At 33.9% G+C, this 25,380-nt stretch carries 33 protein-coding genes; 30 read left to right on the top strand and 3 right to left on the bottom strand.

Annotated features, from left to right (window positions below):
- Positions 1-4 precede the first annotated feature (4 nt).
- On the bottom strand, positions 5-139 hold the full coding sequence (gene yhfH, locus MKY81_RS15795) for a protein YhfH (protein WP_108071527.1): 135 nt from the start codon (positions 137-139) through the stop codon (positions 5-7).
- Between the two features lie 264 nt (positions 140-403).
- On the opposite strand from yhfH, the gene MKY81_RS15790 reads away from it, so the two are divergent.
- The 15 genes from MKY81_RS15790 (at position 404) to hisIE (ending at position 12,122) form a co-directional block, all read left to right on the top strand.
- A complete protein-coding gene (locus MKY81_RS15790) occupies positions 404-538 on the top strand; it encodes a hypothetical protein (protein WP_280523956.1) in 135 nt (44 codons plus the stop codon).
- 199 nt (positions 539-737) lie between these two features.
- The gene (locus tag MKY81_RS15785; RefSeq protein WP_108071529.1) at positions 738-1,670 is read left to right on the top strand and encodes a metal ABC transporter solute-binding protein, Zn/Mn family; all 933 of its coding nucleotides are present in this window, start codon (positions 738-740) and stop codon (positions 1,668-1,670) included.
- A gap of 13 nt (positions 1,671-1,683) precedes the next feature.
- Positions 1,684-2,436, top strand: a complete 753-nt coding sequence (locus tag MKY81_RS15780; protein WP_108071531.1) for a metal ABC transporter ATP-binding protein — start codon at positions 1,684-1,686, stop codon at positions 2,434-2,436.
- Positions 2,437-2,446: 10 nt separating this feature from the next.
- Positions 2,447-3,376 (top strand): metal ABC transporter permease, encoded by a 930-nt coding sequence (locus MKY81_RS15775; RefSeq protein ID WP_108071533.1) that lies wholly within the window; start codon positions 2,447-2,449, stop codon positions 3,374-3,376.
- Entirely contained in the window at positions 3,373-4,245 is an 873-nt protein-coding gene (locus MKY81_RS15770; protein ID WP_108071535.1) for a metal ABC transporter permease, read from the top strand. The genes MKY81_RS15775 and MKY81_RS15770 overlap by 4 nt, the downstream gene beginning before the upstream one ends.
- A 75-nt stretch (positions 4,246-4,320) precedes the next feature.
- Positions 4,321-5,007 carry a sigma-70 family RNA polymerase sigma factor gene (locus tag MKY81_RS15765; RefSeq protein WP_108071537.1) on the top strand — a complete coding sequence of 229 codons (687 nt, stop codon included), beginning with the start codon at positions 4,321-4,323 and terminating at the stop codon, positions 5,005-5,007.
- 15 nt (positions 5,008-5,022) lie between these two features.
- Positions 5,023-5,604 carry an ATP-dependent Clp endopeptidase proteolytic subunit ClpP gene (clpP, locus tag MKY81_RS15760; RefSeq protein ID WP_108071539.1) on the top strand — a complete coding sequence of 194 codons (582 nt, stop codon included), beginning with the start codon at positions 5,023-5,025 and terminating at the stop codon, positions 5,602-5,604.
- Between the two features lie 170 nt (positions 5,605-5,774).
- Positions 5,775-6,908 (top strand): ATP phosphoribosyltransferase regulatory subunit, encoded by a 1,134-nt coding sequence (locus MKY81_RS15755; RefSeq protein WP_108071540.1) that lies wholly within the window; start codon positions 5,775-5,777, stop codon positions 6,906-6,908.
- Positions 6,905-7,525, top strand: a complete 621-nt coding sequence (gene hisG, locus MKY81_RS15750; protein WP_108071542.1) for an ATP phosphoribosyltransferase — start codon at positions 6,905-6,907, stop codon at positions 7,523-7,525. The genes MKY81_RS15755 and hisG overlap by 4 nt, the downstream gene beginning before the upstream one ends.
- Positions 7,522-8,808: a histidinol dehydrogenase gene (gene hisD, locus MKY81_RS15745; protein ID WP_108071544.1), complete on the top strand. Its 1,287-nt coding sequence runs from the start codon at positions 7,522-7,524 to the stop codon at positions 8,806-8,808. Before hisG ends, hisD begins: the two co-directional genes overlap by 4 nt.
- Positions 8,809-8,833: 25 nt before the next feature.
- Entirely contained in the window at positions 8,834-9,421 is a 588-nt protein-coding gene (hisB, locus tag MKY81_RS15740) for an imidazoleglycerol-phosphate dehydratase HisB (RefSeq protein ID WP_108071546.1), read from the top strand.
- Positions 9,418-10,020 carry an imidazole glycerol phosphate synthase subunit HisH gene (hisH, locus tag MKY81_RS15735; protein WP_066229665.1) on the top strand — a complete coding sequence of 201 codons (603 nt, stop codon included), beginning with the start codon at positions 9,418-9,420 and terminating at the stop codon, positions 10,018-10,020. The genes hisB and hisH overlap by 4 nt, the downstream gene beginning before the upstream one ends.
- On the top strand, positions 10,017-10,721 hold the full coding sequence (hisA, locus tag MKY81_RS15730) for a 1-(5-phosphoribosyl)-5-[(5-phosphoribosylamino)methylideneamino]imidazole-4-carboxamide isomerase (RefSeq protein ID WP_108071548.1): 705 nt from the start codon (positions 10,017-10,019) through the stop codon (positions 10,719-10,721). The genes hisH and hisA overlap by 4 nt, the downstream gene beginning before the upstream one ends.
- Positions 10,718-11,488, top strand: a complete 771-nt coding sequence (gene hisF, locus MKY81_RS15725; protein WP_108071550.1) for an imidazole glycerol phosphate synthase subunit HisF — start codon at positions 10,718-10,720, stop codon at positions 11,486-11,488. The genes hisA and hisF overlap by 4 nt, the downstream gene beginning before the upstream one ends.
- Positions 11,472-12,122: a bifunctional phosphoribosyl-AMP cyclohydrolase/phosphoribosyl-ATP diphosphatase HisIE gene (hisIE, locus tag MKY81_RS15720; protein ID WP_108071552.1), complete on the top strand. Its 651-nt coding sequence runs from the start codon at positions 11,472-11,474 to the stop codon at positions 12,120-12,122. The genes hisF and hisIE overlap by 17 nt, the downstream gene beginning before the upstream one ends.
- A 96-nt stretch (positions 12,123-12,218) precedes the next feature.
- Here the strand turns inward: hisIE and MKY81_RS15715 are convergent, their stop codons facing one another.
- A complete protein-coding gene (locus MKY81_RS15715) occupies positions 12,219-12,974 on the bottom strand; it encodes a DUF1836 domain-containing protein (RefSeq protein WP_066229650.1) in 756 nt (251 codons plus the stop codon).
- A gap of 222 nt (positions 12,975-13,196) precedes the next feature.
- Between MKY81_RS15715 and MKY81_RS15710 the strand changes: the two genes are divergently transcribed.
- From MKY81_RS15710 to MKY81_RS15660, 11 genes are all read left to right on the top strand, one after another.
- Positions 13,197-13,622: a hypothetical protein gene (locus MKY81_RS15710; protein ID WP_066229647.1), complete on the top strand. Its 426-nt coding sequence runs from the start codon at positions 13,197-13,199 to the stop codon at positions 13,620-13,622.
- 1 nt (position 13,623) lies between these two features.
- Positions 13,624-13,914 (top strand): DUF2653 family protein, encoded by a 291-nt coding sequence (locus MKY81_RS15705; RefSeq protein WP_066229871.1) that lies wholly within the window; start codon positions 13,624-13,626, stop codon positions 13,912-13,914.
- 113 nt (positions 13,915-14,027) lie between these two features.
- Positions 14,028-14,996 carry a DMT family transporter gene (locus MKY81_RS15700; protein WP_066229645.1) on the top strand — a complete coding sequence of 323 codons (969 nt, stop codon included), beginning with the start codon at positions 14,028-14,030 and terminating at the stop codon, positions 14,994-14,996.
- Positions 14,997-15,080: 84 nt separating this feature from the next.
- Positions 15,081-15,329, top strand: coding sequence for a sporulation protein (locus MKY81_RS15695; protein ID WP_108071554.1), 249 nt, complete (start codon positions 15,081-15,083; stop codon positions 15,327-15,329).
- Between the two features lie 21 nt (positions 15,330-15,350).
- Positions 15,351-15,545, top strand: coding sequence for a YbxH family protein (locus MKY81_RS15690; RefSeq protein ID WP_066229639.1), 195 nt, complete (start codon positions 15,351-15,353; stop codon positions 15,543-15,545).
- Between the two features lie 285 nt (positions 15,546-15,830).
- Complete coding sequence (gene def / locus MKY81_RS15685; protein ID WP_066229636.1) at positions 15,831-16,409, top strand: peptide deformylase; 579 nt, start codon at positions 15,831-15,833, stop codon at positions 16,407-16,409.
- A 46-nt stretch (positions 16,410-16,455) separates the two neighbouring features.
- The gene (locus tag MKY81_RS15680; RefSeq protein WP_066229633.1) at positions 16,456-17,082 is read left to right on the top strand and encodes an NUDIX hydrolase; all 627 of its coding nucleotides are present in this window, start codon (positions 16,456-16,458) and stop codon (positions 17,080-17,082) included.
- A gap of 270 nt (positions 17,083-17,352) precedes the next feature.
- A complete protein-coding gene (locus MKY81_RS15675) occupies positions 17,353-18,276 on the top strand; it encodes a metal ABC transporter substrate-binding protein (RefSeq protein ID WP_107920331.1) in 924 nt (307 codons plus the stop codon).
- A gap of 95 nt (positions 18,277-18,371) precedes the next feature.
- Positions 18,372-19,079: a metal ABC transporter ATP-binding protein gene (locus tag MKY81_RS15670; RefSeq protein WP_066235330.1), complete on the top strand. Its 708-nt coding sequence runs from the start codon at positions 18,372-18,374 to the stop codon at positions 19,077-19,079.
- The gene (locus MKY81_RS15665; RefSeq protein WP_066235328.1) at positions 19,025-19,876 is read left to right on the top strand and encodes a metal ABC transporter permease; all 852 of its coding nucleotides are present in this window, start codon (positions 19,025-19,027) and stop codon (positions 19,874-19,876) included. Before MKY81_RS15670 ends, MKY81_RS15665 begins: the two co-directional genes overlap by 55 nt.
- A gap of 193 nt (positions 19,877-20,069) precedes the next feature.
- On the top strand, positions 20,070-20,270 hold the full coding sequence (locus MKY81_RS15660; RefSeq protein ID WP_058006790.1) for a cold-shock protein: 201 nt from the start codon (positions 20,070-20,072) through the stop codon (positions 20,268-20,270).
- A 50-nt stretch (positions 20,271-20,320) separates the two neighbouring features.
- Here MKY81_RS15660 and msrA read toward each other — a convergent pair whose 3' ends face one another.
- On the bottom strand, positions 20,321-20,857 hold the full coding sequence (gene msrA / locus MKY81_RS15655; RefSeq protein ID WP_107920332.1) for a peptide-methionine (S)-S-oxide reductase MsrA: 537 nt from the start codon (positions 20,855-20,857) through the stop codon (positions 20,321-20,323).
- 183 nt (positions 20,858-21,040) lie between these two features.
- Here msrA and MKY81_RS15650 point away from each other — a divergent pair, with 183 nt between their 5' ends.
- The 4 genes from MKY81_RS15650 (at position 21,041) to MKY81_RS15635 (ending at position 25,369) form a co-directional block, all read left to right on the top strand.
- A complete protein-coding gene (locus MKY81_RS15650; protein WP_341118298.1) occupies positions 21,041-23,290 on the top strand; it encodes an AAA domain-containing protein in 2,250 nt (749 codons plus the stop codon).
- Positions 23,291-23,463: 173 nt separating this feature from the next.
- Positions 23,464-23,853 carry a GntR family transcriptional regulator gene (locus MKY81_RS15645; protein ID WP_107920334.1) on the top strand — a complete coding sequence of 130 codons (390 nt, stop codon included), beginning with the start codon at positions 23,464-23,466 and terminating at the stop codon, positions 23,851-23,853.
- Positions 23,850-24,539 (top strand): ABC transporter ATP-binding protein, encoded by a 690-nt coding sequence (locus tag MKY81_RS15640; protein ID WP_107920335.1) that lies wholly within the window; start codon positions 23,850-23,852, stop codon positions 24,537-24,539. Before MKY81_RS15645 ends, MKY81_RS15640 begins: the two co-directional genes overlap by 4 nt.
- Positions 24,536-25,369, top strand: a complete 834-nt coding sequence (locus tag MKY81_RS15635) for a hypothetical protein (RefSeq protein WP_066235318.1) — start codon at positions 24,536-24,538, stop codon at positions 25,367-25,369. Before MKY81_RS15640 ends, MKY81_RS15635 begins: the two co-directional genes overlap by 4 nt.
- The last annotated feature ends 11 nt before the right edge of the window (positions 25,370-25,380 follow it).

Here is a 25,380-nt window from a genome sequence, read left to right as displayed (position 1 = left end):
GATGCTATTCCACTCTTTTTGATAAGCAGTGTTCGCATTCTAAAATATATGATTCTGCCTGATCCTCTACATATTCACCGCATTCTGGACAAATCTTTTTTGATAAATTCAGAAAAAACTCGACTGGATTTTGTAACATATAAACCCCTCCGTAAATTTAATTTAAAATAGTGAAAACATGAAATATTTTTATATTTTAACACTAATATAATACAGTTGTAAATAAGTTATTCTGTTATGATACAGATTATGTTGAAAAGTATATGATTGTGCATAGACAAAATGCCCTTTTCTATTTAACAATAGAAAAATATTTGGTGGATTCATTATTTTTTCTTTAAGGAAACTTTCTTTAAATAGCACATATAATTTTACAACAACTATAAACTAGGTGGTGTTAAGCATGAAAAAAGTTATTTTTTACACAATCCTTTGTGAAAAAATTGGACTTTTATCAAAAGAAGAAACAACAAAAATTTTAAAAAACAATTCTGTAAGTATAATAGAACATCATTTAAAAAATGAAAACCAGAACTAATCCAAATAAAAAATAGTTGACTAAAGAAAATATTTACAGTATTTTTTCCTTAAGGAAACTTTTTTGCGAAAGAAAGTAGATTTTTTTAAAACAAAAGTTGCGTTAGTGAAACAAAGTGTCATTAATGAAAAAGGAGGAGTGTTATTCAAGAGTGTGAACTTAATCATGCACTTATCCACTAAGGAAAAGAGGGGAAAAAATGAAGGAAACGAAAATGTTTTTTCTAGGGTTATCAATCGTAGTATTCTTACTTTCAGCCTGCACAAAAGCTTCAACAGACAGTAAACCAATAGATGGGAAGATCAAGGTAACGACAACGATAGGGATGATAAAAGACATAGTTGATCACGTAGGAGGAAACTATGTCAAAACAATTGGATTAATGAAGTCAGGTGTGGATCCACACTTATATAAAGCATCTCAAGGTGACATAAAAAAATTAGAGGATGCGGATATGATTTTTTATAATGGGCTGCATCTTGAAGGGAAAATGGTCGATATCTTTGAGAAGCTGGCAAAGAAGAAGGCAACTGTACCTGTATCCAAAAACATTCCGGAAACAGATTTACGAACATGGGATGATGGGACAGAGGGGCATGATCCTCATATTTGGTTTAATGTAAAGCATTGGATAACAGCGACGGAAACCGTTCGTGATGCATTAATAAAATTTGATTCGAAGCATAAAGAGAATTATGTAAATAATGCTGACGAATATATTGAGAAATTAAAGGAACTTGATCAATATACGACTGAAAAAATTGCAAGCATTCCGAAAGAATCTAGAGTATTAGTTACCGCACATGATGCGTTTGGTTATTTCGGGGATGCATATGAAATAAAAGTTATGGGTTTACAAGGTATTAGCACAGCCTCCGAGTATGGGGCTAAAGATGTTAGTCAGCTACGTGACTTTCTTGTTGATAATAAAATTAAAGCTGTTTTTGTTGAATCGAGTGTTCCGAAAAAAGCGATAAATGCAGTTGTCGAAGGAGCAAAGAAAAAAGGTCATGAAGTGAAAATTGGCGGTGAACTTTATTCTGACGCAATGGGAAAGGAAGGAACGGATGAAGGTACGTATATTGGAATGGTTAAACATAATGTCGATACGATTGTAAATGCACTGAAATAAGGAGGTAAGAAAGATGAGTTCACCATTATGTATAAATAATTTAACTGTAGCCTATCAAAAAAATCCAGTATTAAAAAAAATTTCTTTCACTATTCCTGAAGGCAATTTAATTGGAATTATTGGTCCGAATGGAGCCGGAAAATCCACATTAATCAAGGCGATATTAGAATTGATTCCAACTATTGCTGGTGAAGTATCTATTTATGGAAAACCATATAAAGACATGCGAAAAATCGTTGGTTATGTTCCCCAACGGGAATCAGTTGATTGGGATTTCCCAACAAATGCTTTGGATGTTGTGTTGATGGGAAGATACGGACATCTTGGGTGGATTAAACGACCACGTGAAAAAGATAGGCAAATAGCTTTGGATTGTTTAGAAAAGGTAGGTATGGAAGCCTACGCACAAAGACAAATAAGTCAATTATCGGGAGGACAACAACAAAGAATCTTTTTAGCAAGAGCGTTGGCACAAGATGCGAAAATTTACTTTATGGATGAACCATTTGTAGGGGTAGATGCAGCAACTGAGAAAGCAATTATTACTCTTTTAAATGATTTGAAAAGGCAAGGAAAAACAGTATTAGTCGTACATCATGATTTAAATACAGTGAAAGAATATTTTGATTGGACGATATTGTTAAATGTTCATTTAGTAGGCGTTGGACCGACGGAAAAGCTATTTACGAAGGAAAATCTTCAAAAAACATATGGTGGAAAATTAACGATGCTTGATTCAAATTCTTCACCTTTAATTATAAGTTGAGGTGGATCAGATGAATGTAATTGCTTTGTTACAAGACCCAAACACACTTTGGATATTAGTAGGCTCAATTCTACTTGGAATAAGTAGTGGAGTGATTGGTTGTTTTGCTTATTTAAGAAAACAATCTTTGATGGGCGATGCATTGTCACATGCGGCATTACCGGGAGTGTGCTTCGCTTTTATCCTAACTGGTACAAAGTCAATCTTTTACTTTTTAATTGGTGCGATTATAGCCGGAATTATTGCCACCATTTCGATTGGTTACATTACAAGGAAAACGCGTATTAAACAAGATTCCGCTTTAGGAATTGTCCTTACCGTATTTTTCGGGGTTGGTATTGTATTATTAACTCAAATTCAACATAGTGCAAGTGGGAATCAAAGTGGATTAGATAAATTTTTATTTGGTCAGGCAGCATCCATGGTACAATCTGATGTTTACACAATGGCTGGCATAGGTCTTTTCGTAATTGCTATGTGTACTCTCTTTTTTAAAGAATTTAAGCTTCTTTCTTTTGATTCCGGTTTTGCTAAAGGGATCGGCCTTCCAATCACTTTGCTTGATCAATTAATAATGATACTTATGGTAATTGCTGTTGTGATTGGCATACAAGCTGTTGGAGTAGTGTTAATGGCCGCCCTACTCATTACACCGGCAGTATCAGCTCGTTATTGGACTGAAAAATTGCATGTAATGGTGATGCTTTCAGGCTTATTTGGTGCAATTAGTGGTTTGATAGGGACTATCTTGAGTACACAAGTGAATAATTTACCGACTGGGCCATTAATTGTTTTAGCAGCTACATGTATTTTTGTTCTATCCGTTGTAATTGCACCAACACGAGGAGTGATAGCAAAGATTGTAAGTCGAAAGAAATCAAAAAATGCGTTCTTGAAACAGCATATAAAGCATAGTGTAAAGGATAGAAGTACGATATGAATCATTTATGGATTATCTTAATTGGTGCATTAGTCGCATCATCTTGTAGCATTGTTGGATGCTTTCTTGTTTTAAGGAAAATGTCAATGATTGGGGATGCTATAAGTCACGCAATCTTGCCAGGGATAGTCATTGCCTTTCTCCTATCCGGAACAAGAGACTCTATCGTAATGATCGTGGGGGCAACTTGTATCGGTTTAATTACAGTCTTTTTAATCCAAATGTTTCAAAATAGCGGTGTACAGTCGGATGCATCGATTGGGGTGGTCTTTACTGCACTCTTTGCCGTCGGTGTTGTATTAATAAGCCTTTTCACTAGACAGGTTGATCTGGATTTAGATTGTGTATTATATGGTGAAATTGCTTATGCTCCATGGGATACATTGGAGATTGGGGGAAGGAATTTAGGACCAACAACGGTATGGGGAGTTGGAAGTATTTTTTTCGTAAATATTCTTGTCATCAGTTTATTCTATAAGCAATTTAAACTTTGTTCGTTCGATCCTACTATGGCGGCGGCGTTAGGAATACCTGTAGCGTTTTTTCATTACTTATTAATGAGTCTTGTTTCCATAACTACAGTATCTTCTTTCGAAAGTGTTGGAGCAATACTTGTTGTAGGAATGATAATTGTTCCAGCAGCCACTGCATATTTACTTACCGATAAACTGAATCGAATGATCATTTATAGTATGATCATTGGTATACTCAGTTCTATTATTGGATATTATGTAGCATATTTAGTAGATGCATCGATTGCAGGATGTATGATCATGATTGCTGGTTTACTATTCTTAGTTACCCTATTTCTTTCGCCAAAGCATGGGGTTCTTTTGAAAAAATGGAAACAGCAAAAAGTTGCCGTGTAAATATTTTTAAACTTCCCGTAACTTTTTAAAGATAATAAACGTTTATTAGTTAGAGGTTCAAAAGGAGTGATCACTTTGAAAACCAAGCTTGGTTATGAATCGATGAATAAACAATTGCAATTAATAAATTGGTATCCTGCTTTGAAGAGGTATTGCCGGAGTATAACGAGAAGTGAGTGGGATGGAGATGACCTTGCCCAAGAAACAATGATAAAAATGTATCGTTCGTATGTTGGGAAAGACTGTAATAGTAATAAAATTAGTCTTACCCTTCTTTATAAAATCGCACATAATCATTGGATAGACCAACTAAGGAAAACAAAAGAAACGACCGCTACACATAAGGAACTATCCTATGAGCCAATGAAAGGTCTGCCTGATTTATATTCAAATATTGAAAAACTGGTAAATCATTTGACGCCAAAACAAACCATCATATTTCTTCTAAAGGATGTATTTGAATATAGTTTAGCCGATATTTCTGCCCAATTAGCTATGTCGGAAGGCTCTATAAAGGCGTCTCTATTTAGAAGTAGAAACTGGTTGAAATCCATTGAAATAAAGGAAGAATCCGAAAATCCTTCAATAATAAGTGATGTTAAAGATCAAATGTTTCGTCAAACGATACTCGAAGCGATAAGAAAAGAAAATCCATCTGAATTAATTAAACAGTTCTATGAGATAAAAATGAAAGAAACAGGTTCAGTTCCGTCACAATCTTCACACTTCAAACCGGAATGCCTCCTTTTACAAGCAGCATAATAGGAGGAAGCAAAAATGAATGCAATTCCATATGTCATTGAACAATCATCACATGGGGAAAGATCATACGATATTTATTCTAGATTATTAAAAGACCGAATTATTATGATTAGTGACGAAATAAATGATACAGTTGCTAATAGTGTTGTCGCCCAATTGCTTTTTCTGGCAGCTGATGATCAAGAAAAGGATATTTCACTATATATTAATAGTCCTGGTGGTTCCACCTCGGCTGGTTTTGCCATCTTAGATACGATGCAATACATTAAACCCGATATTCAGACGATATGTATTGGAATGGCTGCGTCATTTGGAGCGATGTTGCTTTTAGCCGGGACTAAGGGAAAGCGTTTTGCGCTACCAAATAGTGAAATTATGATTCATCAGCCATTAGGTGGTGTGCGTGGTCAAGCAACGGATTTAGAAATTTCCGCGAAAAGAATATTAAAACTTAAAGATCGTTTGAATCATATGATTGCGGAGCGAACAGGACAATCGATTGAAAAAGTAGCACATGATACAGACAGAGACTATTTTATGTCAGCTGAAGAAGCAAAAGATTATGGGATAATTGATAAAATTATATACGAAAGATAAGAAATAAAGGGGTACACAGTTAAAATGTGTACTCTTTTTTAGTATACCTTGTAGTTTTATTTAAAAAATGGATTGACCAATAGTTTTCTATTGTGATATTGTATTAACAATTCAAATACTTTAGTATATTAGAGTGATAATATGATAAAGAACTTAGGAAGTGAATTAAAATGTTGTTACCAATTGGAAGTCAGGATGATTTTGGAAAAACGGTTGCAAACAGAAATTTTGTCTTCGAAGCATTCCGAAAGGTTACTACATTACGAGGGTATGAGGAAATCTCTACCCCAGTTGTTGAATATGCGAGTATATTTACAAACAAGCATGTAGGAATGTCCCTTCAAAGTTTAATGAAATGGTTTAATAGCGAAGGAGAAATTGTAGTATTACGTCCTGATTGGACGACTGCGATTGCACGAGCCTTAACAAAGCATAGTAAATCCCCTGAAAAATGGGCCTATCAAGGATCAATATTCAAAAATAATAAACTTGGTGTTGAAAGTCGACAGGTAGGTATCGAAATTATTAATTTTCCTAATTTTCAAGGGGAAAGTGAATGTTTATTACTGACAAAAGACTTTCTCGATGAATTAACTATTAACCATTACATAATTGAATTAGGACATACTGGTATTTTTGAGTTTCTAATAAACCAACTTGATTTAAATGATGGAGAAATAGAAACACTACAGCTCGCCATGCATGATAAAAGAAAAGACAAAGTTTATGAATTAGCGGCACGAAACGGAAAAGAACATATTGCATCGGAATTAGTTGTTTTAATTGATGCTTTTGGCCCTTTTGATGAGGTATTGAATGAATATGAGATACGATGGAAAAATCGCCCCGCTCTTCTAAAAATCGTTAAACATATTAAAAAGTTAGCAAAATTACTAAATGAATCGGGCAAGATACATGTCATCGTTGATTTAGGAATGGTTAAAAAATTACCTTATTATTCAGGAATCATATTTAGGGGGTTTTTAGAGGGAAATGGATCAACATGTTTCTCGGGTGGACGTTATGATAAGTTATATGATCAATTTGGAGAAAACAAAAATGCTGTAGGCTTGGCCTTTGATGTCGACATTTTAGCTGAACAACTGAGAATTGATAAAATACCAAAAAGAGTGTGCATTATTGCATCAGATGAAACATTGTCTTATGCAGAAAAAATTAGAAAAAACTATGAAAATTTCATTGTAGAGGTATTTTATGATGATGGAATGATTAATAAAGATGACTTCCATAAGGTACTTTACATACTTCAAAAAGACGGAACATATGAGGTGGTGGAAAAATGAAAATATGTATTGCTTTAACAAAAGGTAGGCTAGAAAATCAATTTTTAGAGTATTTTCAATCACTTTCATATAACTTAGAACCATTGTTGCATAAAGGGCGGAAGCTTTCAATTGAGACAGAACAGTTTCATTTCATTTTTGCAAAAGGAGTGGATGTAGCCACTTATGTAGAACATGGGATAGCTGATTTAGGAGTTGTTGGAGAGGATATTTTACTTGAGTATCAGCCGGATGTGTATAACCTATTGGCACTTCCTTTTGGAAAATGTCAATTTGCCCTCGCAGAGCGAAAAGATCATTCACCAACAGTGAGTAAAAGAACAATCGCCACGAAATATCCATTTGTTGCAACAGAATATTTTCGAAAAAAAGGTGAATCAGTGGATATTGTCAAGCTTGAAGGTTCTGTTGAACTAGCACCAATTCTTGGATTGGCTGATGCGATAATCGATATCGTCGAAACCGGGACTACATTAAAGGCTAATGGATTGATTGTTAAAGAGACAATCCATTCAATATCTGCACGATGTATTGCTAATCGCTCCTCATTGAAAATAAAAAGAGAAAAACTAGCCCCTATTATCGAATTGTTGGAGTCAAAGGAGTTTATTAAATGATTCGTACATTCACAAGTGAACAATTTATTGAAACATTTATTAGATCGAAAAATAAAGCTAAATCATTAAGTGATGACACGTTAAAAATTGCTAAACAAGTCATTGATCAAATTCGTTTGCAGGGTGAATCAGCTTTAAAAGAATATGTGCAAAAGTTTGAAGGATATCTTCCTTTAAACTGGGAAGTAACAGATGAAGAAAGAAAACAGGCATGGTCTAAGGTTGATGTAGAAACAATTACATCTCTACAAAAAGCTGCCGATAATATAAAGAAATTTCATTCAAAGCAAATTCAACAATCTAAAATAATGGAACTAACTGAAGATATCATTGCTGGGCAATTATATCGTCCGATTGAACGTGTAGGCATTTATGTACCCGGTGGGACTGCTTGTTATCCTTCAACCGTTTTAATGAACGCTATACCTGCTGTGCTAGCGGGTGTTAGTGAGGTCATCATGACAACACCTGTACGTGAAGAAGATTCCATTGCACCTATTCTTTCAGTAGCCGCAGATATTTCTGGAGTAAATAAAATATATAAAATAGGTGGAATTCAAGCGATAGCAGCACTAGCGTATGGAACAGAAAAGATTGCACCTGTTGATAAAATCGTTGGACCAGGTAATAAATATGTTGCTGCAGCTAAATCACTCGTATTTGGTGATGTTGGCATTGACATGATTGCCGGTCCTTCGGAAGTGGCGATCATTGCTGATGAAACAGCAAATCCAAAATATGTAGCAGCGGATTTAATTGCCCAAGCTGAACATGATGAAAACGCACGTACATTCCTTTTAACCACTTCTGAAAAACTTATAAATGAAACGAAGATAGAAATTGTAAAGCAATGTGAAAAATTACCGAGAGCAACAATTGCAAAAAAATCATTATCTACGCAAAGCGCAAGTGTACGGGTAAGTAAAATTGATTTTGCATTTGATCTTGTAAATAAATTAGCACCTGAACATGTAGAAATTCAATTAGAAAATCCTTTGTCGTATTTAAGTAAGGTGAAAAATGCAGGTTCCATTTTTTTAGGTTCTTATACACCTGAAGCAATCGGTGATTACTTTGGTGGACCAAACCATGTATTACCAACATCAGGTACAGCAAGATTTTCCTCAGGTCTGTCTGTTGATGATTTTATGAAGAAAACGACTTACTTATATTATTCTGAAAAAGCATTGTGTGATGCCGCCCCACATGTTGTAAACATTGCTTCAGAAGAAAAATTAATTGGTCATACTCGTGCAGTACAAGTTAGGTTGGGAAAAGATTAATCGTAATATTGGAAGGGTGAAGAATATGCGGACGGCCGAGAAATCTAGAAAAACGAATGAAACTGCCATTTTTATTTCATGTAATTTAGACGATTCAAGTGATACTTCAATAAACACTGGCATTGGATTTTTTGATCATATGCTTGATTTATTTGCAAAACATGGCCGGATTGGATTAAACGTTAAGGCTGATGGAGATTTACATATTGATGGTCATCACACAGTGGAAGATGTTGGAATTGTTCTAGGTCAGGTAATTAAGGAAGCCTTAGGCGATAAAAAAAGTATCACCCGTTATGGAACTGCTTACGTACCTATGGATGAATCATTAGGATTTGTAGCTATAGATATTAGTGGTCGACCATTTTTACATTTTGAAGCCGAGATTACTAATTCAAAGCTAGGTGATTTTGATACGGAATTAGTGAAAGAATTCTTAACTGCTTTAGCGTTTCAATCAGGTATAACACTTCATGCACGAGTTTTATATGGTGATAATACCCATCATAAAATTGAATCTTTATTTAAAGCACTAGGTAGAGCATTTTCACAGGCAATTCAGATTGACCCGATGATTACAGGAGTCAATTCGACGAAGGGGTTCATCGAATGATAGCAATTGTGGATTACGGAATGGGAAATATCGCCAGTGTTTCAAACGCATTTAAAAGTCTAGGGTATGATGTTTGTATTACTGATAATTATGATGAACTAGCAAAGGCATCACATATTATCCTACCGGGGGTTGGCTCTTTTCGTGCAGCTGTAACAGAAATAAACCGCAGAGACCTGAAAGATTCATTACGTGAGTTGGCAAAGCGAAAACCTGTTCTAGGTATTTGTTTAGGCATGCAATTATTATTTTCTGATGGATATGAAGGTGGAAAGTCGAAAGGGCTTAACCTCATACCAGGAACCGTTGAAAAAATACAAACGAATCTTATCTTGCCTCATATTGGTTGGAATACATTGAATATACAAAACTCGCAATTTGAAAATCTACAAAATAAACATGTATATTTTGTCCACTCATACGAAGTGAAAACGAAAAATGAGTATATAATGGCTACGACTAATTATGAAGTGAAAATTCCCGCAATCGTTCGAAAAGATAATGTCTATGGAATGCAATTTCACCCCGAAAAAAGTGGGGCTGTAGGAAGACAATTGTTAAATATATTTCTTCACTCTACACAGGAGGTACGAATGTGAAAATAATACCAGCGATCGATTTAATAAACGGAAAATGTGTACGTTTATATCAAGGAGACTTTAGTAAAACGACAGAAGTTGGTAGTGATCCGGAATCCCAATTATTACGTTTCATCCAGGATGGAGCTGAAATGATCCATATTGTTGACCTCGATGGGGCACGCGCAGGAAAACCAAAACAATATGAATTAATTAATAAACTTTGTTCCCTTTCAACTATTCCTATTGAAGTCGGAGGAGGGATACGGGATATTGAAACAATTGATAAATACGTTTCTATCGGTGTATCTCGTATTGTACTAGGTACCGCAGCTTTAGAACGAGAAGACTTTTTAAAGGAAGCACTTGATAAATATAATCAATATATTGTCATCGGCATTGATGCGAAAAAAGGTAAAGTAGCAACGAGGGGATGGGAAACAGTTTCAGAAATTAAATATATTGATTTTGCAAAAAAAATAGAGTCACTTGGGGTACAAACGATTATTTATACAGATATTTCAAAAGATGGGACGATGGCAGGACCAAATCTTGAAGAACTTAAACAAATTTCTAATGAAGTAAGATGTAATATTGTGGCATCTGGAGGTATTCGAAACATGGAAGACTTGCAGGGATTGGAAAAAATTGGGATCACTGAAGCGATTGTCGGAAAAGCAATCTATGATGGACAAGTGAAATTAATTGGAGAACGAGTATGATTGCAAAGAGAATTATCCCCTGTCTAGATGTAAAAAATGGCGAGGTCGTTAAAGGGACCAATTTTGTTTCGTTACGTAAAATGGGTGATCCGGTAGAAATGGCAGAATATTATTCAAAAAATGGTGCTGATGAACTTGTGTTTTTAGATATTTCAGCTACAAATGAACGTAGAAAAACGGTAATAAATATGGTAAGAAAAACAGCCGAAAAGGTGTTTATCCCCTTTACAGTTGGAGGAGGGGTTCGCACAATAAATGATGTGACAGCATTATTGACTGCGGGAGCGGATAAAGTTGCGATTAATTCAGCAGCTACCCAAAATCCAGAATTAATAAAGGATGCTGCCTTTCGATTTGGATCCCAATGTATTGTTGTCGCGATTGATGCAAAAAAGATATCACATGGATCTTGGCATGTGATGTCCCATGGTGGGAAGAAAGATACAGGTTTGAACGTAGTTGAATGGGCGAGAAAGGTAGAAAAATTAGGTGCTGGTGAAATTCTTCTAACTAGTGTTGATTGTGATGGGGTAAAGAATGGTTTTGATATCCCACTGATAAACGCAATAGTCAATTCTATATCAATCCCCGTGATTGCTTCAGGCGGTTGCGGCCAACCACAGCATTTTCTTGATCTATTTGAACATACACAAGTATCTGCAGGACTTGCCGCGTCTATTTTTCACGAAGAAACGTTTACAATTAATCAAGTTAAACAACTTTGTATAAAGAATGGGGTGAATATTAGAAATGATCAATTTTTCTAAAGGTTTAATTCCGGCAATTATTGTTGATATACATACAAATAATGTATTAATGCTCGCTTATATGAATAAGGAAGCATTTGATAAAACAATAGAAACAAAAGAGACTTGGTTTTATTCACGATCGAGAAAGACATTATGGAATAAAGGAGCAACATCAGGAAATAAGCAAAACGTCATCTCAATAAAAACAGATTGTGACGAAGATTCTTTATTAATCTATGTAGAACCACTTGGACCAGCTTGCCATACTGGAGAGTATACATGTTTCTACAAAAACATTTTAGAACAGAAAAACATAAACGATTTTTCAACGTCAATATATACACAAGTTATGAATGAAATTATTGATCGAAAAACAAATACAGTTGAAAATTCATATACAAATTATTTGTTTGATAATGGAATTGACAAAATTGGAAAAAAGGTGATTGAAGAAGCAGGTGAAGTTGTTATCGCTGCAAAAAATAAAAACAGCCAAGAAATAATAAATGAGTGTAGTGATCTCCTTTATCACACATTTGTTCTTTTAGCTAATCAAAATATCCAATTAGAAGAAATTGAAGAAGAATTAAAGAAGCGCTTTGCTAAAAAAGGAAATAGTAAAGGGGAGCGTAAGGAAATTGTGAATTGGTAGTTAATGTTTTTTGCTATAACAGAATTGATCGGAGTGTTCATCTTAGTTGGTTTGCATTTAGCACTAAGTGGATATCCCCTTAGTGCAAAACCATTATTAAGGTGTAGTAAAGTCTTGTAAAAATAATGTTGCTGATAAATATTTTCTTGCATACATTTGAAAATACGCAGTGTAAACAGATAGGGTAGCAATAACAATGGTATTTCTAATTGCTTCCTTTTGTTGTTTACTTAAATGTGTATACTCATCAACCATTTGTTTAGCAGAAGATTCTATTATATTTTCAATGTCTTTAATTGAATAATTTGTCATTTTATAAGTACCGTGATTGATATGGTCAAATAATGTAGAATAACATGCATATAGGTGTACTGGATTTATAAGATCATCATTCTCGTTTTCGGGATCATTAACGACCAGTTTCAAAAGCTTTCGAATGGAATCAAAATCTAAGGCTGTTTTTAAATCTTCAACGAGAAAAAGTAATGCTGTTTGTTCTAATGAATACTTTTTTCCTATTTGAGGAGAAGAAATCATTTCTTTTAAATCTCTTTTTACCCAATTTTGTACAGCGGTCGTCGTAAAGTTTGTATTTTCAATTTGGTTTCCGAGTGCGACAATCTCATTGATAGAAAAAGCCGGTTCTGCCTTTTCAAATTTAATGACCTTGTCCAAAATCGGCGCTAGAATTGTTGTAATAAAGGCTGTCATCGGTTTTTCATTTTCAATAGAAATTTTGTTTGACCGAATCCATGCATCCCGCAAAATAGTTAGAGGTTTTTTATTCCCCCATCCTTTTAGAGCTACCAAGATGTCAGCCATCTCTTTCCTCGTTAATTGAAATGTGAGCATGAGTTCATCTCCATCTTTTAAGTTCTTTTGACCTTATCTTATGATTAGTATTTTGAATTGTCAAATGCTCTTTTTTAAAGAGTTGTGACAATTTTTTTGTATGTAGGGAAAATACTTGCATTTAATAAAATAAGTTCATATAATAAGTTCATAGGAACTTAAAAAGTTTAAGAGAACAATAGAAATAAACTCTCTTAAAAACTTAAATAAAGGAGAATTGATTTGAGAAAAAAATTATTAATGTTTTTAACTGTATTTACACTCATTTTTACCGTAACTAGTATAGGATATGTAGATGATGCTGCTGCAAAAGGGTATCGTTCTGGTAAAAGATCTTTCAGCCCGTCACATTCTAATCAATTTTCACCAAATAAGAGTACAACGAATAAGTTTAAACAAGATACTAGAACGAATTCAACTAATAAATCATTTACGAATAATAGCAACAAAGGTGGATTTATGAAAGGAATGCTACTTGGCGGTTTAGGTGGATTATTAATCGGTAATTTATTTGGACACCTTGGAATGGGAGCATTTGGCTCAATTTTAGCTGGATTTGTTAATATTATCATTTTAATAGGTGTTATTATGATCATTGTTCGGATATTTAGTTTCTTTAAACGAAATAAAACAAAAAGGTATAATTAATATGGAAAAGACGGCTATTTATGAACAAGATATTATCAATGCGATTTGTATTTATATTGCAGACAAATATTATATTCAGCCTGAAGAAGTTTCTGTTGAATTAATTTATGATGACGAAACTGGCTTTTCAGCCGAGATTGAAATGAATGATCGAATCCAACAATTATCTGAACTTAACCTAATTGAGGCACTTCGTCATTGGCTTGGCACAGAGCATGGTCTAGATTCAATGTCGGTTGCATTAGAATTAGAATTAAATGATGATGAAGGAATTATAGCTTATGTTAGTTAAGTAATAATGACTTCATACTTAATGAAAAAAAATCTAGAGAAAAATTCTCTAGATTTTTTTTCATTTAAAGAATATTCTTGTTATATAGTTTTTTAATGGAGGGGACCAATCAAATGCGAGCAATTTTATTAGGTATCGCTGCAGCTTTCTTTTTTGCTGTTACGTTTGTCCTTAATCGTTCCATGGAATTATCGGGTGGAAATTGGTTATGGAGTGCATCCTTACGATATTTTTTTATGATACCGTTTTTATTCATTATTGTTATGTTAAGAAAGAATTTAAAAGAGTTATTTGTTGAAATGAAAAAGCATCCATTTCAATGGTTCCTTTGGAGTTTTATTGGATTCGGATTATTTTATGCACCTTTATGTTTTTCTTCGGCTTTCGGACCTGGCTGGCTTGTAGCAGGAACATGGCAAATCACCATTATATCTGGATCATTGCTCGTACCTTTTATAAGTGAAACTGTGCAAACTGAAAATGGTCCGATAACTATAAAAGGTAAGGTACCACTAAAAGGTTTAGCAATGTCTGTAATTATTTTACTTGGCGTGTTTTGTATGCAGTTGGATCAAAGTCAAGGAATCTCTTTTAAAAGTACTATGCTTGTCGTTATACCAGTTGTTATAGCATCATTTGCGTATCCTCTCGGTAATCGTAAAATGATGCAGATTTGTAAGGGAAGACTTGATGCATTTCAACGAGTCCTTGGCATGACCATTGCCAGTTTGCCATTTTGGATCGTTTTGTCTATCTACGCTGTTCTAACTGATGGATTACCTTCTATTAGTCAGACTAACCAATCTTTAATTGTAGCAATTTCCTCAGGAGTAATTGCGACAGTTTTATTTTTTAATGCTACTGACTTAGTAAAAGATAATTCCTCGCAGCTTGCTGCCGTTGAGGCAACTCAATCAGTTGAAATATTGTTCGCGCTAATTGGTGAAATAATCATTTTGCATACATCGTTGCCTTCTAAGTTATCATTATTTGGAATTCTACTCGTTATTATTGGAATGATCTTACATAGCTATGTATCGCGCCCAAAAACAAATGTGATAAATGATAGCATCAGTGCATAATCGCAATTAAATGAATGTATGAATTTTTGTTTATAATCCAATATAAGTGGAAGAAGTATTCAAATTAAAAAATGAGGTGATTTTTTGGACACGACTTTAGCTTATTTACGAGAATCTTTATCAAATCATTTAAATCATTCGATTTGGGAAGAAATATACAAAAAGCTACAAGCAAATACCAACCAAAACGAGATGGAATTTGTTCGTACCTTGTCAGAAGAAGAGACAGCTTTTCTAAATTCAGTGTTGGAAAAAGAAATACGATATGCTCAAGACGAACAGGATCAAATACGTGTTACTCAATTAAATGAAGTGTATGAATTACTTATATAATCTTGAAGGGAAATGAATAATATGGGGGCAATTGAGAGAAATGGTTACGTATTCGAACCTGAATTTAGTGTAGTAAATCAAGATGGTGCAATTCATGTTTATAAAAATGGACAATTCATTGAGGAAATTCAATTCGATTTTACTGGTGATTTTCCAGAACATGATCAAATTGAAGAATTAGTTAATCACTATTGTTCTCAGAAAAGTAAGAAGTAGATTGTAATCAGATTATGTTAACCAATAACGATGTTATCCATTACCCAGGTAGTCAAATAATCATTTGACTACCTTTTAATTAGTATAAATTGTTATGAAATAGTGGAATTATTTGATACTATTTATAATAGATTAGCTTTAAAAGAGGGTGTATTTTTGATTACATTATGTGCAATCGAGATTGGCGATATTGCTAAATAGGAATACTCAGCAAAATTAGACAAAATGAGTTAGTGAAGATATAAAAAATGGATTAATTTTTTTTAGAAAAGGAGTATGTACTGCATGGGTAAGTTTAATGAAAATTATGTTATTACGATGAAAGATATCGTAAGAGAAGGTGCACCGATTTTACGAAAAGTGACGGATGAGGTTGACATCCCACCGAGTGAAGAGGATAAAGAAACATTATTATGTATGCTTCAATATTTAAAAAATAGTCAAACACCTGAAATAGCTGCAAAATATAAACTACGGTCAGGGGTAGGATTATCTGCAAATCAAATCGGTTTAGATAAACGAATGTTTGCTGCTTATATTGTTGATGATAAGGGTGAACATGAGTACACTTTATTCAATCCGAAAATTATTAGTCACTCACTAACAATGATCTATTTACAACAAGGTGAAGGGTGCCTATCTGTTGATCGCGCTGTCCCGGGATATGTGCCAAGATATGAGCGTATAAAAGTCAGAGCATATGACATTACCGGGGAAGAAGTAGTACTTAAACTAAGTGGTTATCCTGCAATTGTTTTTCAACATGAAATCGATCATTTAAATGGAATTATGTTCTATGATCATATTAATCCTGATAATCCATTTCAACTTCCGGAAAATGTAGAAATAAAAAGCGTTTTTTAAGAGTAGGACAAGTAGTAAGATTTATAAATAAAAGAGGAGGAAAACGATGCGTATTGATCTTTTGTTTGATAAATATTCAAACCGCGTCCCGTCCATAATTGGTGAGGAAAAGTTCGCAAAATATGCGGTTTTTCTTCCCGTTTTAAAAAAAGGTGACGAATATCATATATTATTTGAAGTACGTGCCTTACATATGAGAAGACAACCAGGAGAAGTTTGCTTCCCTGGAGGAAAAGTTGATAAAGACGATGTAAATTCGATGGAAACAGCGCTTCGCGAAACAAGAGAAGAGCTTGGGATACAAAAAGAAAATATACAACATATTTTTCCGTTAGATTATATAATCTCTCCATATGGTACGATAATCTATCCGTATGCAGGCCTTATTAACGAAATCCAAAATATTCAACCGAATCCATCTGAAGTAGCCGAAATCTTTACTATTCCATTATCATTTTTTGAAAATATAGAACCCGAGTGTTTTAAAATAAATTTTAAAGTAGAACCGGAAAAGAACTTTCCTTTTCATTTGATCATTGGTGGTGAAAATTATAATTGGCAAACTAGACAAATGGATGAACTATTTTATTATTTTGAAGATAAGACAATATGGGGTTTAACAGCAACCATCTTGAATAATTTTATTAATTTAATAAAAAAAGATAATATGTAAAATTAACTAATAATAAATATATAGAAAAAAATACTTGCAAATAAGAATGATTACGTATTATTATATATAAGGATCATTTAAATAGAAAATCTTTTTGAAAATATAAATCGTAATGATTTTGTTTTATCGATTTTTGCAGTCTTTAACTAGATTATTCGAAGAAAAAATGCTAATTGTCTATAAAAAGATTAATAGCTAATATTTATGAAAGCTAAATCGTAATAATACCGATTAACAATTCCAAATTATTTATAGAAATGGGGAGTATGTTTGAGAAAAAAGAACTATTCTATTATTTTATCTCTATTACTTTTGACTTTTTTAATTGTTGGTGGGTGTGGCACTATCAATCAAGTAAGCAATAAAAACGCTTCAAGTAATAATAAATTACAAATTGTTACTACATTTTACCCAATGTATGAATTTACTAAAAACATCGTTAAGGATAAAGCGAACATAGAGTTATTAATTCCGTCAAACGTTGAACCACACGATTGGGAACCTACACCGAAAGATGTTGGAAAGATTCAAAAAGCGGATATATTTGTTTTTAATAGTAAATATTTCGAGACATGGGTTCCTTCAATCAAAAATAGTGTAAGTAATGAAAATCTTTCTTTTGTTGAAGCAAGTAGTGATATTCATTTAATGAATGGGGATGGACATCATCAATTTGATCCCCATGTTTGGTTAAATCCAGTGTTGGCACAGCAAGAAGTAAAAACGATCACTAAAGCTCTAATAAAGGCTGATCCGGAAAATAAAGAGTTTTATCAAAAAAATAGTGATGCGTACGTCGCAAAACTTGCAAAACTTGATCATCAATATCGTGAAACCTTAAAGGATGCTAAGAAAAAGGAGATTATCACTCAACATACGGCATTTGGATATTTAGCAAAAGAATACGGAATGAAACAAATCCCAATTGCTGGATTGTCGCCTTCACAGGAACCAAGCCCGGCAAGATTAGGGGAACTAAAAGAATTTGCCGTTAAACACCATGTTAAAGTAATCTATTTTGAAGAACTGGCATCACCGAAAGTTGCCGAAACATTGGCTAAAGAAATTGGTGCAAAAACGGAAGTACTTCATACGTTAGAAGGATTAAGTAAGGAAGAGCAAGATAAAGGAATGAATTATATTAGTGTCATGCAAAAAAATCTTGACGCGATTAAAAAGTCCTTATTTGATTAAAATGATAGTTAATGTATATTTTTATTTTTCTTACAGCGTGTGTCATCCTAATTACGCACGCTTTTTCTTGTTTTTTTGTAGAAAGGATGGTCGATATGAAATTAGCTTCATTACATAATATTGTTTTTGGCTATACACATGTACCAGCATTAAATGGGGTTTCCTTTGAATTAAATAGCGGGGAGTTTGTAGGAATTACAGGCCCGAACGGCGCTTCTAAATCAACTATGCTTAAAGTAATGCTCGGCTTACTGAAGCCTTGGGAAGGCGAAGTTAACATTAGTAAGAAAAATTGTGATGGAAAGCGCCTAACTATTGGATATGTACCACAACAAATTGCCTCTTTCAATGTAGGTTTTCCAAGCACAGTGATAGAACTTGTGCGGTCTGGAAGATATCCAAGAGGAAAATGGTTTAAACGTCTTGATGAAAATGATGATTTACAAGTTAAGAACGCTCTTGAGATGGTTGGGATGTGGGAGTATAGACATCATAAGATTGGAGCATTATCCGGTGGGCAGAAACAAAAAATTTGTATTGCTCGAACATTAGCTTCAGAACCTGACTTATTAGTTCTAGATGAACCTACAACAGGAATGGATTTCGAAAGCAGGAAAGGATTCTATGAATTTATGAGTCACCAAGTAAAGAAGCATAATCGAACAGTCGTAATGGTTACACATGATCAAGACGAGGTGGAAGATTATCTTGATAAAATCATCCATTTAGAGAAAGGGGAGCAAGGCGGTTGGAAATGTTTAACCTTGAATTCATGCAACGGGCGTTTTGGGCTGGCGGATTAATCGGGATCATTGCTCCACTGTTAGGTGTCTTCCTCGTTTTAAGAAGACAAGCATTAATGGCAGATACACTTTCACATATTTCTTTAGCAGGGGTAGCCATTGGATTTTTTATTCATTCGAATATAACTTTTTCAACAATTGTCGTCGTAGTAATAGGGGCGATTGGCATCGAGTATATGCGTAGAGCGTATCATACTTACTCTGAGGTTTCGATAGCGATATTAATGGCGGCTGGTCTCAGTTTTGCTTTATTTTTAATGAGCATTACAGATGGGGGGATGACAACAAATATTGATCAATTCCTATTTGGTTCCATCGTAACGATTAGCGCAACGCAAGTTTATACGATGGTAGGTGTGACTATTGTTATATTATTGTATTTCTTTATTTTGCGAAGACCATTATATTTAATGACTTTTGATGAGGATACGGCATTTACAAGTGGAATTAATACGAATCTTCTTTCTTTATCATTTAGCATTATTACCGGTTTAGCGATCTCGATAATTATACCAACCATTGGCGTACTTCTCGTCTCAGCATTATTAGTTTTACCTGCAGCATTTGCGATACGATTAACGAAAGGGTTTAAAATGGTCTTTGCCACAGCGATGATCGTTTCTTTATTTAGTATCTTTACAGGTCTTATCTCATCATACTCGTTAGGGACTCCACCAGGTGCAACAATTACATTATTATTAGTGGTGATTTTGTTAGTCGGCTTTACATGTCAAAAAATAATTTTGCATTTTACAAGAAGTATAAAGAGAAGGTCACATAAAAGGCTGAATTATTAAAGATTAATTTTAAAATTAACAAAAAATTGTTTACCAATTACTTGCTAAATTGAATTACTTCTGTTATTCTAAAGAAGAATTATTTTTGTTCGGTATGTAAGGAAAAGATAGTGTTTTCAAACTTATCGCCTAATATCACTTGAGCAAGGATAGTAATACAATGTGTGTATTGCACACTAGGAGGAAGATTTACATGACACAAGGTACAGTTAAATGGTTCAACAGTGAAAAAGGATTCGGCTTCATCGAAGTTGAAGGCGGAGACGATGTATTCGTTCATTTCTCAGCGATCCAAGGCGAAGGTTACAAAACACTTGAAGAAGGTCAAAAAGTAACTTTTGACGTTGAACAAGGTCAACGTGGAGCTCAAGCTGCTAACGTAGTAAAAGCATAATAATGCTTAAAAAAAACAGACTCATTTGAGTCTGTTTTTTTTCTCTGAACTTATTTTTCTTCGTTCCAATGTGCCGAAATAAATTCATCACGACCTGATTTCTTCCTATCATCCATGTAGTCATCTTTATTCTTCTTATAATAATCCTGATGATAATCTTCAGCAGGATAGAAGGTAGCAGCAGGAAGTATTTGCGTCACAATTGGTTTTTTAAACTTTCCACTTTCACTTAACTGTTGTTTTGATTTTTCTGCTAATTGCTTTTGTTCTTCAGAATGATAGAAAATCGCTGTCCGGTAGGAATCTCCGCGATCATGAAATTGGCCACCATCATCAGTAGGATCGATTTGCTGCCAATAAATTTCAAGTAATTTTTCGTAAGGGAAAATGCTTGGATTATAGGTAATCTGAACAACTTCATAATGTCCGGAGTTACCTGCTTTAACCTCCTCATATGTTGGGTTATCAATATGACCTCCAGAATAACCGGAAACCACTTTTTCAATTCCATCCCATTGGTCGAATGGCTTGACCATACACCAAAAACAGCCGCCTGCAAAAGTTGCTTTTTCTACTTGATTGTCCATTATGTACCTCCATAAATATCGAGCTTAATCGGATAATATCATTTTTAGCGTAAATATAGCAATAAATAGGTTTGAAAAATAAGAATATAAAACTAATTTTATATATAAAGCAGAATACGGTAAAATATATGGGTTCAATCAAATTGACCTGATTCAAAATATTTAAAAGGGATTGCAATACCAATGACTATAAATACTAAGCTATTAATAAAAGAATGGCAGCATGCTTTACAACTAGAAATTCAACATTTGAAAAAATACGGGAGTACAAAATATCATGTTTCAAATGGTTTTTTAGTTTCTAATGATTCATCATATACTTATTATTTTGAGACGGCTGTAAGTTTGAAAATTCCAATTGGTGCATCTGTACGTCTTGAATGGGAGAAAAATAAGTATAACGGAAGAATCCTCTCTTCAGAAGGAAAAAACATGATAATAAGTTTCGATAAATATATCGGTGATCTTATCAGCACGGCTTTTCTTTACCATGATCCATGGGAATTATTAGAACAACTTATAAATCGTTTAGACGAAGCGAAGAAAAATAAGCGAAAAAGAATTAGTATAAAGCAGTTAATGGATCCTGGAAGCCAAGTTAAACACCCAACAAACAAAATAAAAAGTAATATTCATGAGTTAGTATTACGATCAAAATATAATCCTGTTACATTTGTCTGGGGGCCACCTGGAACGGGGAAAACCTATACATTAGCAAGAGTTGCAGCAAACAAGTATTTTAAAGAAAAAAGAGTCCTTATACTATCCCATAGTAATAAAGCCGTAGATGTGTTAATGAATGAAATATTATCATTTGTTCAACAGAAGAATCGTTTTTTTGAAGGTGATGTTATACGGTTTGGCATGGGTGGAGATTTACGGGAAGAGAACCAATTAACAACGATGCATTTACTTGAAAAACGAGAACCTGCTCTATTTGAAAAAAAACAACAGATTTCCCTTCAGAAAAAAGGAATAAAGAAAGATTTAGGCAATTCATTTAGCAATCGGGATACAGACAAGCTTTTAGAGGTAGAAGGAAAACTTGCGAAAATATTAGAAACGATCCGGCGGAAAGAAGTTGAATATGTAAAAGAGGCTAGGATTATTGGAACAACTTTAGCAAAAGCAGCTGGAGACCCCACGATTTATGAGCAAGAATACAATCTAATAATTATTGATGAAGCAAGTATGTCCTATATACCGCAAATTGCTTTTGCAGCGACTTTAGCCAAAAGAGTCATTGTTTGCGGTGATTTTAAACAATTGCCGCCAATTGCATCTTCAAGACATTCTTTAGTCAACAAATGGCTAAGAGAGGATATCTTTCATAAAGCTAATGTCGTTTATACGAATAACGAAGATCAATTGCATCCACATTTATTTTTGCTAAAAGAACAAAGAAGAATGCACCCGGACATTTCCGCTTTTACGAATCGATATATTTATCAATCATTGGTTGGGGATCACGAAAAAATAAGAGAGATGCGAAAGTCGATCGCGCGGAATTTTCCCTTTCCTAACCGCGCATCTATTTTACTGGATACAAGTTTTTCAGGTTCATATTGTATTAGTGAACGAATATCAAAATCAAAAATAAATCCATTTCACCTCTTGTTATCTTTTCAGTTAATCCATGAATCTCTTGTCTCCGGCATTTCTTCGATAGGATTTGTTACCCCATATCGGGCACAAGCTACTCTAATGGATCAATTACTGATGGATCTTTATCCTGCAGAAACGCTTAATGGAGATATTGTTTCGGCAACTGTACACCGTTTTCAAGGTAGTGAAAAGGATTTAATCATATTCGATACGGTTGATGGATCACCTCAAACACGTCCAAGTATGCTTCTTTCCGGGAGTGAAAGTGAACGTTTAATAAATGTCGCAATGACTAGAGCAAAGGGAAAGTTTATCCACATAGCCAATAAAGATTTCATTCGCCATCATGTATTTCGTAATAAAACAATAAGACAATTAGTAGAACATCAAGATCGGTTAGGCCAAACGGTTTCACTGAACGATATTGGTAAGTGGGTGAGACACTCACATCCTAAGTTAAAGTGGATCTATGCACGTAAATTGGATCAAGTATTTATCGATATTCATACTGCACAGGACATTATCATACTCTCATTGCCAAAACATGCAACTCTTTCTAAGCAATGGGAAGATGTACTAAATAACAGGGATAAAAAAGTTAGATTGCTTATTATTTCAACAAAGGAATGGAAAAATATCCAGCCAAACGAACAGATTAAAGATCATTTGCCATTCCCATTTGTAATAATAGACCAAAATATTTTTTGGTTAGGTCTCCCTCTTGAAGGGATGATAAATATTAAACCTCCATATATTACAGCAAGACTAGAATCGGATGCTTTTGTTAATTACTTCATTAAACAATTGCCGATAAGTAGAATGATATAATCCATTTTTTAGCCAGGATAATTTACTGGCTATTTTTTTTGAAATTTTGTTGACACCAAATGTGTATTACACATATAATACACATATGAAGTGTATGAACTGAATAATACATACATCTTTCTAATCAAAGTGTATGAACTAATTAATACACACAATAAATAGGAGATGTTTCAATGAAAATAAACTTTAATAATCGTGATCCTGTATATGCTCAAGTAGTAAGGTATTTCAAGGAACAGATAGCGATTGGAAATTTAGGGGCGGGGCAAGAAATTCCATCTCGAAGGGAGCTTGCATCCATGTTAAAGATTAATCCTAATACAGCTCAACGGGCGTATAAAGAAATGGAGGAACAAGGGTTGATTCATACTGAAAGAAACCACCCAAGTCGAATAACAAATGATGAAGCGATACTAGGGAAATTAAGATCAGAACTTATTGTGGAAGCTGTTGATTCTTTTGTGGAATCAATACGGGCGATTAATGTGCCGGTAGAGGAGATTCTCACCTTAGTAAAAGATAAATACACTTCTACAGAAAAAGGGAGGATGGAAGCAGAATGATTGAAGTAAAAAATGTCACGAAAAAATTTGGTCGCAAGAAAGTACTAAATGGCATATCTTTCACTGCCAATAAAGGCGAGATTACTTGTTTAATTGGGATTAACGGGGTAGGTAAAACGACCACATTAAAAGCGATTTTAGGACTCACACCGATAAATAGCGGCACGATCTTAATTGATGGAGAAAAGTTAACAAAATCAAGTTATGAAAAAATTACGTTTATCCCTGATGCAATTACGATGCTGCCGCAAATGACGATTCGTGAAGCGATGGTATTTATGAACGACTTTTATCAAAATTGGAATCAAAAACGAGCAGATGATTTATTAACGTTTTTTAAGTTAGATAGGCATACACGAATATCCGATTTATCGAAAGGAAACGTAGCAAAGGTTAATTTATTATTAGGACTTTGTCTTGATGTTGATTATGTATTAATGGATGAACCTTTTTCAGGAATCGATATTTTTAGTCGTGAACAAATAGCGGAGGTTTTCACAAGTCATCTGATTGAGGATAGAGGAGTTATTATCACTACCCATGAAATTAATGATATTGAACATTTAATTGATAAAGTTGTATTAATGGATAATGGTGTTGTTCTAAAGGAATTTAATACAGAAGAAATTCGATTCTCTGAAGGGAAATCCGTTGTTGATGTCATGAGAGAGGTGTACCAACCGTGAACAAGTTTTTAAAATTAGTTAACTTTGAAATGAATCGTTTTAAAAAGATATACATTGTCCTACTACTGATTACAGTTATCTTTCAATTTGTTGGCGTATTTGTCATATCATTAAGTTTTATGAATGATTCAAAGCGTATGATGCACGATGAATCTTTGTCTGTTGTTCAATATGTCCATAAGTATGGATTGTTTGATTTTACTCATATATTACGGAGTTTGTGGTTTTTCGCACCAATCGGTATTGGCGTTACAGCTATATTATTCTACATTTTTTTCATCTGGTATCGCGATTGGTTCGGAAAAAATACTTTTATTTATCGACTATTAATGCTTCCAACCTCAAGATTAAATATTATTTTGTCAAAAGGATTGACAATTCTTATATTTGTTCTTGGTTTAGTTGCCTTTCAACTAATTTTACTTCCAATTGAAAACGCAATGGTAAATTGGCTTGTTTCGATTGAATTTCTTAATAAAATGAACGTACAAGAAATTTTAGGATCATCATTTGAATTATCTTTATTAATTCCAGGCTCTTTTATTGAATTTATACTTTATTATGCAACAGGATTAATGGCAGTATTTGTTATCTTTACTGGTATTTTATTCGAGAGAAGTTATCGAATAAAAGGAATCATTTTTGGAGTATTGTATGCAATTGCGGCATCTATTGTCTTCTTTTCTCCTTTCCTTGTGGAAATGATTTTACAAAAAGATTATTTATATGGGATTGAAAAACTACTACTATCAATAGTAATGGGGATTATCGTTTTTATCGGTTCATTACTTGTTAGTAATTTCCTATTAAAGAAAAAGGTATCAGTTTAAGGGAGGATCAT

It is taken from the genome of Heyndrickxia sp. FSL W8-0423 (assembly GCF_038009395.1).
GTDB lineage: Bacteria > Bacillota > Bacilli > Bacillales > Bacillaceae_C > Heyndrickxia > Heyndrickxia sporothermodurans.
This window is presented reverse-complemented; position numbering and strand designations above follow the sequence as displayed.